The sequence below is a fragment of the Anaerohalosphaeraceae bacterium genome, from assembly GCA_035378985.1.
Classification (GTDB): Bacteria; Planctomycetota; Phycisphaerae; order Sedimentisphaerales; family Anaerohalosphaeraceae; genus JAHDQI01.
Genome location: DAOSUR010000001.1, coordinates 526,616 through 535,427, shown reverse-complemented (window position 1 = coordinate 535,427; position 8,812 = coordinate 526,616). Strand labels below are relative to the sequence as shown.

At 57.2% G+C, this 8,812-nt stretch carries 4 protein-coding genes and 3 pseudogenes; 1 reads left to right on the top strand and 6 read right to left on the bottom strand.

Annotated elements, in window-relative coordinates:
* The first annotated feature begins 257 nt into the window (after positions 1-257).
* Positions 258-1,592, top strand: a complete 1,335-nt coding sequence (locus PKY88_02340) for an excinuclease ABC subunit UvrC (GenBank protein ID HOQ04038.1) — start codon at positions 258-260, stop codon at positions 1,590-1,592.
* 10 nt (positions 1,593-1,602) lie between these two features.
* On the opposite strand, the gene PKY88_02335 is transcribed toward PKY88_02340, so the two are convergent.
* From PKY88_02335 to dnaG, 6 genes and pseudogenes are all read right to left on the bottom strand, one after another.
* On the bottom strand, positions 1,603-2,625 hold the full coding sequence (locus tag PKY88_02335; protein HOQ04037.1) for an SO_0444 family Cu/Zn efflux transporter: 1,023 nt from the start codon (positions 2,623-2,625) through the stop codon (positions 1,603-1,605).
* A gap of 57 nt (positions 2,626-2,682) precedes the next feature.
* Positions 2,683-4,917, bottom strand: a complete 2,235-nt coding sequence (locus PKY88_02330) for a S41 family peptidase (GenBank protein ID HOQ04036.1) — start codon at positions 4,915-4,917, stop codon at positions 2,683-2,685.
* Between the two features lie 56 nt (positions 4,918-4,973).
* A pseudogene (gene rpoD, locus PKY88_02325) lies at positions 4,974-5,729 on the bottom strand (RNA polymerase sigma factor RpoD).
* 546 nt (positions 5,730-6,275) lie between these two features.
* A pseudogene (locus PKY88_02320) lies at positions 6,276-6,377 on the bottom strand (sigma-70 factor domain-containing protein).
* Positions 6,378-6,434: 57 nt separating this feature from the next.
* A pseudogene (locus PKY88_02315) lies at positions 6,435-6,710 on the bottom strand (RNA polymerase sigma factor region1.1 domain-containing protein).
* A 230-nt stretch (positions 6,711-6,940) separates the two neighbouring features.
* The gene (gene dnaG / locus PKY88_02310; protein HOQ04035.1) at positions 6,941-8,734 is read right to left on the bottom strand and encodes a DNA primase; all 1,794 of its coding nucleotides are present in this window, start codon (positions 8,732-8,734) and stop codon (positions 6,941-6,943) included.
* Positions 8,735-8,812: the final 78 nt, after the last annotated feature.

The window sequence follows — 8,812 nt, the reverse complement described above, 5'->3', positions numbered from 1 at the left end:
CTTGCATTTTTCCCCTGATGAATAAGGGATTGAAACTGAACGGCAGCCGGCGTCCAAACGCCAGTGCCCGGTTATCGGTTATCAGTTATCCTGTAAATTCATTTGTTCTCTGCCTTCGCTTTTTTCGAATCTGTGAAATCTGTGTAATCTGTGGTTAATTGTTTCGGATTTCGAGATTCGGATTTCGGATTTAGAATTTCGGATTTCCATTTCCTCCGACTCCCTTTGAGGCCCTCGGTTTGGTATAATCCTCTCCGATGGCGCTGTCTGAAGACAAACTGCAGGCCCTGCGAGAAAAAATCCGCACGTTTCCGACCGGGCCGGGGCTGTATTTTATGAAGGATGCCGAGGAGAAGGTGCTCTATATCGGCAAGGGCAAGAATCTCCGCGCGCGGGTGAGCAGCTATTTCCAGCCCGGGGCCAATCTGGCCGAGACCCGCGGCCCGTGGATTGCCGAGATGCTCAGCCGCGTAGCGGATGTGGATTATCTGGAAACGGCCGGCGAGGCGGAAGCCATTCTGCAGGAGGCCCGGCTGATTAAGGATATTCATCCGCCGTACAATACAGATTTAAAAGATTCCAAGACCTTTCCCTACCTGGAAATCACGACGCGCGAGGATTTTCCGGGGGTGTATATCACGCGCAGTCCCAACCCCCGCAGCCGGCTGTTCGGGCCGTTTACGGCCGTGCGTGATTTGCGGCAGGTGCTGGGGATTCTGCAGAAGATTTTTCTGTTTCGCACGTGCACGCTGGAGATTCGTTCGGATGACCCGAAGCGGCGGTTTTTCCGGCCGTGTCTTTTGTATCATATCCGCCAGTGCACCGCGCCGTGTGCGGACAAGGTCAGCCGCGAAGACTACCGCCGGCAGATACGCGATTTGATTCGGTTTCTGGGCTCGAAACGCTCGTCGTACATCGAGGGGCTCCGCCGGCGGATGCAGGAGGCCTCGCGTCGGCAGGATTTCGAAGAGGCGGCCCGGCTGCGGGACCGGATTCGGCTTTTGGAAAATCTGGACAAACGCGGCACCGTGGAGGAGCACGTACAGCCGGAGGTGTTCTTTCAGGACCCGACGGAGGCGCTGGAAAAACTTCAGCATCTGCTCAAAAGCCCGCAGCCGATCCGGATTATCGAGGGGTTTGATATTGCTCATCTGGCCGGCAGCGAGACGGTCGGGGCGATGGTGCAGTTCATCGACGGCAAGCCCTTTAAGGAGGGCTATCGGCGCTTCCGCATCCGGGCGGCGGGCTCTTCCGATGATTTTGCGGCGATTGCGGAGGTCATCAGCCGGCGGTACAAACACGCGCTGGCGGGCGAGGAGCTCTGGCCGGATTTGGTGCTGATTGACGGCGGGCTCGGCCAGCTGCACGCCGCCGAAGAAGCCCTGCGGTCGATGGGGGCTCCGATGCCGAATCTGGCGGCGATTGCCAAGCGGGAGGAGCTGATTTATCTGCCGGGCCGGGCGGAGCCGCTGCGGCTGTCGGCGGTTTCACCGGTGCGAAAGCTGCTTCAGTATGTCCGCGATGAGGCGCATCGGTTCGCGCAGCATTATCATCATATTCTGCGTCGAAAGAAAATGCTGGAGGAGGAATAGTCCGGCGGGTTTATTCGGCCTTTCGGGCGCATTTGCGGGCGATTCCGAACAGCAGCAGGGTCAGCAGGATGAGGGCGGACAGATGGCCGACCCAGTCCGGCAGGGCGATGCTGTGGTGGTGCATCATTTCAACGGCTTTCTGGCGGGGCAGGAAGGCATCGACAATCAGCCCGCTTGCCAGCGCACAAAAGGCGGTTGAAAACAGAAACAACAAGGCGGAGCGAGGGCCGAGAACGCCCCAGAGCGTGGACAGTCCTGCGGCGTTGGTGGCCGGGCCGGTCATTAAGAAGACCAGCGCCGCGCCGGGCGAAAGACCTTTGGCAATCAGGGCGGCGGCAATCGGCACAGAGGCGGTGGCGCAGACATAAATCGGAATGCCGACGAGCATCATCACAAACATCGCCAGCAGATTGCTGCCGGCGGCCAGACGAACGGCGAACAGGTCATCCGGCACCCAGACAGAAATGGCGGCCGCGATGCACAGACCGATGAGCATCGGAAGGCCGATGTCGGTCGGCAGGGTCACAAAGCCGTGGCGAAGCATCCGTTCCCATTTGGGCGGTTTTTTTTCATTTTTGGAGCAGCAGTCATCCGTGCAGGATTTGGCGGGCTCTGCAGCGCCGCTGTCGGATGGGTCAAGCCAATTGACCAGTCCGCCGCCGAACAGGCCGGTCAGAAACGCGGCGATGGGACGCAGAACGGCAAAAAAGGGGCCCAGCAGAGAATAGGTCACGAAGATGCTGTCGATGCCGGTTTGGGGAGTTGACAAGAGAAACGACACGGCCGCCCCTCGCCCGGCGCCGTGTTTGTACAGCGACATCGTGACGGGAATCACGCCGCAGGAGCACAGCGGCAGGGGAACGCCGAACAGCGAGGCCTTGACGACCGCGCCGAACCCCCGTCCGCCCAGATGCCGCTCCACCAGGGCGGGCGAAACCCAGATGCTCAGCAAACCTGCTGCGAAAAAACCGAACAGCAGATAGGGAGACATCTGGGCCAGTGTGGACCAAAATGCCTGTATAAAATCCGTCATAGGGCGATTTCTCGTTTTTATTGTCTCTGTCTTCTACGCCCCGAACCTCGGAATGTTTCACAGATTCGGGTCGGCGGCGGAAGCGGACACAGGTACATTCGGGTCCGGCGGGGATAGAAGAGGAAATTCAGCGGCCAAGATTTTGGCTTTGACGATAGTCAGACCGGCGGCCAGCGGCGGGTCGCAGCTTACGAGCGCCTCCAGCAGCGGCAAAAGGTCCTGCTGCATCTGCGAAGGATTTTTATCTTGGGTTTCGCGGAAGAATTTTTCGAGATTGCGGCGTGCCTGGCGGGCCTTTTCCAGCTGCGGTTCGCCGGTTTCCACAAGGACATCCGGCAGCAGGCCCCAGTCGGTTCGGTTCTGTTTGAGCCGCTGATAGCGATTGGGAACTTCCCGGCTGTTGGACAGCTGATAGATGCCGCGAGTGTATTTGAGCCGGCAGCCGTTGGGAAGGGATTCAACCTCCTGAACCGTGCCTTTGCCGTAAGTGCGGGTTCCGACCAGAATGGCGCGGGGGGCATGCGGAGAAGCCAGGGCGCCGGCCAGGATTTCCGCCCCGCTGGCGGTGCCTTCATCGACCAGAACAACCATCGGAACGCCGCGAAGTACAGCGTCTTCGGAGGCGGTGATTTCCTGTTCGATTCCTTCCCGCGTGCAGAGTTTGACCAGGGTGCCGTTTTCGAGGAACAAGTCTGCCGCAGCGACTGCGGTGTCGAGCAGTCCCCCGCTGTTGGAGCGAAGGTCCAAAATCAGACCTCGCAGACCGCGGGCCTGAAGGTTTTCGAGAATTTGCCGCAGCGTCTGGGCTGTGTCTTTTCGGAAACTGCTCAGCCGAATGCAGGCGATTCCGGGGTCGGCGTCAATCTGATAGGCACGCAGCCCGCCGTTGGTTTTCAGGGGCGGCTCCAGCGGCGATGTATTGCCGTGCAGGGAGGGCAGGATGATTTTTCGGCGAAGGAGCGTGACAGTCTGTTCTTCCTCATGCCGCCGGAGGGTCAGGGTAACGGGGGTGTCCGCCGGACCGGAAATCAGACGAACCGCACAGTCCAGGGTCAGATTTTCCGTGGGGTTTCCGTCAATTGCGAGGATGGAATCACCGACCTGAAGCAGTCCGGATTCTTCCGCAGGAGAATCAGGAACGATTTCGATAATGGTCAGCCGGTTGTCCTGACGGGCAATCCGAATGCCTACGCCGGCGAACTCTCCGCTCATCTGCTTATCGAACTCTTCGCTTCGAGACGGCCAGACAATTTCGGTATAAGGGTCCAGCTCCTCCAGCATGGCCTCAGCGAGCAGCTGCACGACCAGACCTTCCGGCAGGCGAAGGGTCGAGCGGTTCAGGTCCAGGAGAAGGCAGATTTGTTCGAGAAGGGCCGGAAAATCTGTTTGGGCCTGCGGGGCTGAAGCCGCCGATTCCTGCAGATTTTTCAGCCGCTGGTTCCAGGCGGTCAGTGCGTTCGGGTCTGCAGTATAAAGAAAGTCTTTTCGTCCGCAGGCGAGCACTTCTCCGATGTGCCCGGCGCAGGTGAGGGCACGACGTTTCAGGACTGAATGGTTCAGGGGGATGAAATATTTTTGGTCGAGCCGACGGAGGGCTTCAAAGAAAATTTCGGCCTGAACGGATGCATAAGGGTCGTTCTGGCCCGGACAAAGGGGGGCTGTGAGTTTTTTCTCAATGCCGATTTTGGACAGCAGGTCGGTTTTTTCCTGCTGCAGAGCCGGATTGTTCGGGTCGGCGGCCAGAAGCACCCAAAGACCGGCCCGCCAGGCCTTTTCATATTCCCCCTGCGACTGCCAGCGGCGGATATTTCGGCGAATTTGTTCGGTCAGCGAAACGACAAGCGGGTCCGACAGAAAAACGGCCCTGTTCGGATGGTCTTTTCGGCTCTGAATCAGCAGAGAAAGGATTTCCTCCGGCTTTGCCGAAACCTGATTGGGATCGTTCCGGAGCTGTGCGATTCTCTGGTGCAGCTTTTCGAGGGCCTGCTGATTCTGCCGCCTCCATTCCTCCTGAAACGTTTTGTATCGGAGCAGAAGCGAACGCAGGTTCCGGTGAAAGTCGTCCTCCCGCCGGACAGACCGCTCGAGGAGCGACAGGGCGGCATCAAATTCGCCTTTGTCCACATAGCCCAGCAGAAGAGTCCGTTCGGCCTGCTGAAGGGAGAACGGCTCGGCGGCCCGGTGGGACGGACAATTGCAGTCGTTTGCCGTCTCCGCGGCAGCAAATCCGATTAGAACTGCTGCCGGCAGCAGGGCTTGACACATTAATGCGAGCCGCTTTTTGTTTTGCATAGTTTTTCCGGGGAAATACACAATCCGGGGATAGGGGCCGCAGGTCCCGGGCCGGCTCAGACGGATGGGTCCGGCGGCAGGGTGGGTTTGCCGTCCAGAAATCCTTCCAGCCGTCTGGAGCGGACCGGATGCTGAAGTTTCCGAATGGCCTTGGCTTCCACCTGCCGGACTCGCTCGCGGGTCACCTTAAAAATTCGCCCGACCTCTTCGAGGGTATAGGTATAGCCGTCTCCGATGCCGTAGCGGAGTTTGATAATTTCCCGCTCGCGGTACGTGAGGGTTTTGAGGACCTCGTCAATTCGTTCCTTGAGCATTTCCTGTGCAGCGGACTGGACCGGCGATTCAACGCTTTCGTCTTCGATGAAGTCGCCGAAGTAGCTGTCTTCGCTTTCGCCGATGGGCCGATCGAGGCTGAACGGATGCTTGCTGATTTTCATCACGCGGCGTGTCTCGGCGATGGACATATTGGCTTCGGCGGCGATCTCTTCGATGGTGGGTTCCCGTCCGAGCTTCTGCATCAGATTCTTGCTGATGGTGCGCAGTTTACTCATCGTCTCAATCATATGCACGGGGATGCGGATGGTGCGGGCATGGTCGGCGATGGCGCGGGTGATGGCCTGACGAATCCACCAGGTGGCGTAGGTGCTGAACTTATAGCCGCGCCGATACTCGTATTTGTCCACAGCCCGCATCAGACCGGTGTTGCCTTCCTGAATGATGTCCAGGAAGCTTAAACCCCGATTGCGGTATTTTTTGGCGATGGAGACCACCAGACGCAGGTTGCCGCCGGCCAGCCGCCGCTTGGCGTCTTCGTACTGCGAGAAGACCGCCCGGATGGCCCGCAGCCGCTTGGACAGCTGACGCGGCGTTTCCAGCACAAGTTCCTGCAGCCCCTGCAGCTCCTGCTTCATTGCGCGGATATCTTCTTCGCTGTGGTCGCGATTGGGGCCGGCTTCGATGGCGGCCTGCAGCTGGAGCATCTTGGAATGGATGCCCTCCAGTTTTTTCATCATCGGCTGGATGCGGCTGGTCCGCAGCGACAATTCCTCCAGCAGTGTAGCAATCTTGCGGCGGTTGCGGTGAATCTGCCGGATGTATTTTTTGGCCTCGTCGAGGGACGAACATGCCATCGAGGCGGCAAAAAGCTCCTGGTTGCGGTTGAGCAGTTTTGTGACGGTGTCGAGGTTCTGAGGCATCCGGTTTTTCACGAAGGCGCGGACTTCGGATTCGCCGCTGCCCATTTTCATCGTTCGATCGAAGGGAAGCGAACCATCGTCCACCTGCTGGAGGATTTCAACCGCGTGCCGGGCGCAGTAATCGCACTCCAGAACCTTGCAGCGGAAGGCCAGCCGTGTGAACTCGATTTTGCGGGCCAGACTGATTTCCTCCTCCCGCGTCAGCAGCGGAATTTCACCCATCTGGGTCAGATACATCCGAACCGGGTCATCAATGCGCCGGCCCTCTGCTTCCTCGAGGTGTTCCTCCAGAAGGAGGTCTTCTTCGATTTCCGCCTCTTTGGTGAATTCTTCGTCGATTTCTTCCCGGGCTTCTTTTCGATGACGCGGCAGGTCTGTTTCATCGATGAGCTGCACACCGGCTTCGTCGAGCGTCATCAGGAGATTATCCAGCCGCGCCGGACTGATAATCTCATCGGGCAGGTCATCGTTGATTTCTTCGTAGGTTAAATACCCCTTTTCCTTGCCTTTGCGGATGATGGCGGCGATACGCTCTTCGATGAGCCGGATGCGGTCGGGCTGGTCGCTTTCCCGTCCGTCTCCCTGCGGAATCGGCATGGACGGCGGCGTCGGCTCCGCCTCGTCCAGCGGTGCTTCGACGTCTCCTTCGTCCAGGTCCTCTTCTGTGTCCGGAATCGCATCGAGCGCCTCGTCGATTTCGGGGTCTTCATCCCCGAAATCATCCGTCAGGTCGAAAATCTCATCCGGGTTCTCGTCGTGTCTGTATTTTTTTGGCTGCATGGAACTCCTGTTCTTCTTTCTGTCTCCGGTGTCCGGCAGGGTCTGTTTTAGAGTTTCAAATAACCGGAACGCGGGTTACCTTTCTGGGTTCGCAACAATTCGTCAAATTTTCGAAGGGCCTTGTCATCTTGCCCCGCGGCGGCCGGTTTAATGGTTTCTTTTACCCGATTCCGCAGGTCTTCCCGCAGAACCTCCAGGGCCAGGTGAAGCCGCGGTCGGAAATTGCCGGTCTGCTGCCCCTCTTCGTACAGCTGCACAACCATCTGAGCTGTCTGAGGCGATTCAAACCGCCCGCACAATTGGGCGATTGTCGGCTCCAGCCCCTCGTTCAAGTTGGCTAAAAGCACATCGGCAATTTCTTTAAGTATCGGTTCTGTAAAGAGATCCGATTGAATTTTTCCCTCCTCTTCGGCCATCAGGCCCGGCTCATTCAGAAGGGCCCGAAGGACCTCCCTCTGTGCCTCTATAATATAATGAACGGAAGAGGGTTTTTTCGGTTCATCCGGTTTTGAAATTTCATTTTTTTTGATGATTTTTCTCAATTCGGCTTCGATGCGGCTGACCGAAAGATTTAGAAGTGTGCTCAGCCGGCTCAACAGCAGCGTCCGAGACACACTGTCAATTTTTCCAGCGGTAATACCGGCGGCGACATGCTGAAGAAACGTTCGGGCGGCCTCGGCGCGGTCCGCCAGCGTGTCGCTTTGCTCAATTTGTTCCTGAAATCGCTGCCAGGAATAGTCAAAAATATCTTGGGCATTGTCCAGAACTTTCCGGAAAGCATCTGCACCGCTTTGAAGAAGATAATCGCAAGGGTCCTTTCCTTCCGGGACAAAGGCCATCCGGATATCGATTTTTTCGGAGAGGCAGATTTCCAGTGCTCGTTCGGCCGCGGTTCGGCCGGCTGTATCGCTGTCAAACAGCAGAATGATTCGCTTGGCAAACCGGCGGAGCAAGTGGGCGTGCCCTTCTGTAAAACTGGTGCCGAGCGTGGCAACGACGTTTCGGATGCCGTGCTGATGAGCCATCATCACATCGGTGTATCCCTCGACGACAACAGCGGTTCCGGTTTCGACAATCGTGTGGCGGGCCTGATAGAGCCCGTAAAGGCAACGGCTCTTGTCAAAGAGAAGGGTGCTCGGCGAGTTCATGTATTTGGCGGGGTCATCCCCTAATGTGCGTCCGCCGAAGCCGATTACGCGACCACTGACATCCATAATTGGAAACATCAGCCGATTACGAAACTTATCGTAAAAACCGCCGGTGTCTTTGGGTACTGACAGGCCTGCAGAGACAAGCAGAGCCGGTTTTATTTTTGCATTGACTGCCTTGGCCGTCAGGTCATCCCAGCTGTCCAATGCCAGGCCGAGGTTCCATTCCCGAGCGGATTCTTTCGAGATTTTCCGATGGTCCAGATATTGGCGAGCGGAAGCTCCTTTTTCCGGGTGCCAGAGATTCTGCTGCCAAACCTGCATCGCCCATCGATTCATTTTGGCGATGAATTCTGTGCTGGGCTCATTCGCAGCGGATTGCTGCTTTTTCCAGGATGGATCCAAAGCAATCCCCGCCCGCTGGGCGAGCCGCTCAACGGCCTGCGGGAAAGTCAGATTTTCCCGCATCTGGACAAATTTGAGGACATCGCCGCCTGCCCCGCAGGCAAAGCATTTAAAAATCTGTTTGGCAGGGCTCACATAAAGACTCGGTCGATGGTCGCTATGAAATGGACATAGCCCCACCAGTTCCTTGCCTTTCTTATCAAGGCGAAGGTGTTCGGAGACCACATCGACAATGTCGTTGGCCTGCTGGATTCGGCTTATCAAACTGTAATCAAAAGAGCCAGCCAAATGCTTTCGTTCTTTCGAATTTCCAAAAAACTTTTCTATTAATAGAGATAAAAAAAACCGCTTCTTACCTAAAAAAGT

Excerpts from the sequence above, each read along its gene's own strand:
- PKY88_02330 (HOQ04036.1), bottom strand. The coding sequence starts at position 4,917 with ATGCAAAACAAAAAGCGGCTCGCATTAATGTGTCAAGCCCTGCTGCCG.
- PKY88_02340 (HOQ04038.1), top strand. The coding sequence starts at position 258 with ATGGCGCTGTCTGAAGACAAACTGCAGGCCCTGCGAGAAAAAATCCGC.
- PKY88_02335 (HOQ04037.1), bottom strand. The coding sequence starts at position 2,625 with ATGACGGATTTTATACAGGCATTTTGGTCCACACTGGCCCAGATGTCT.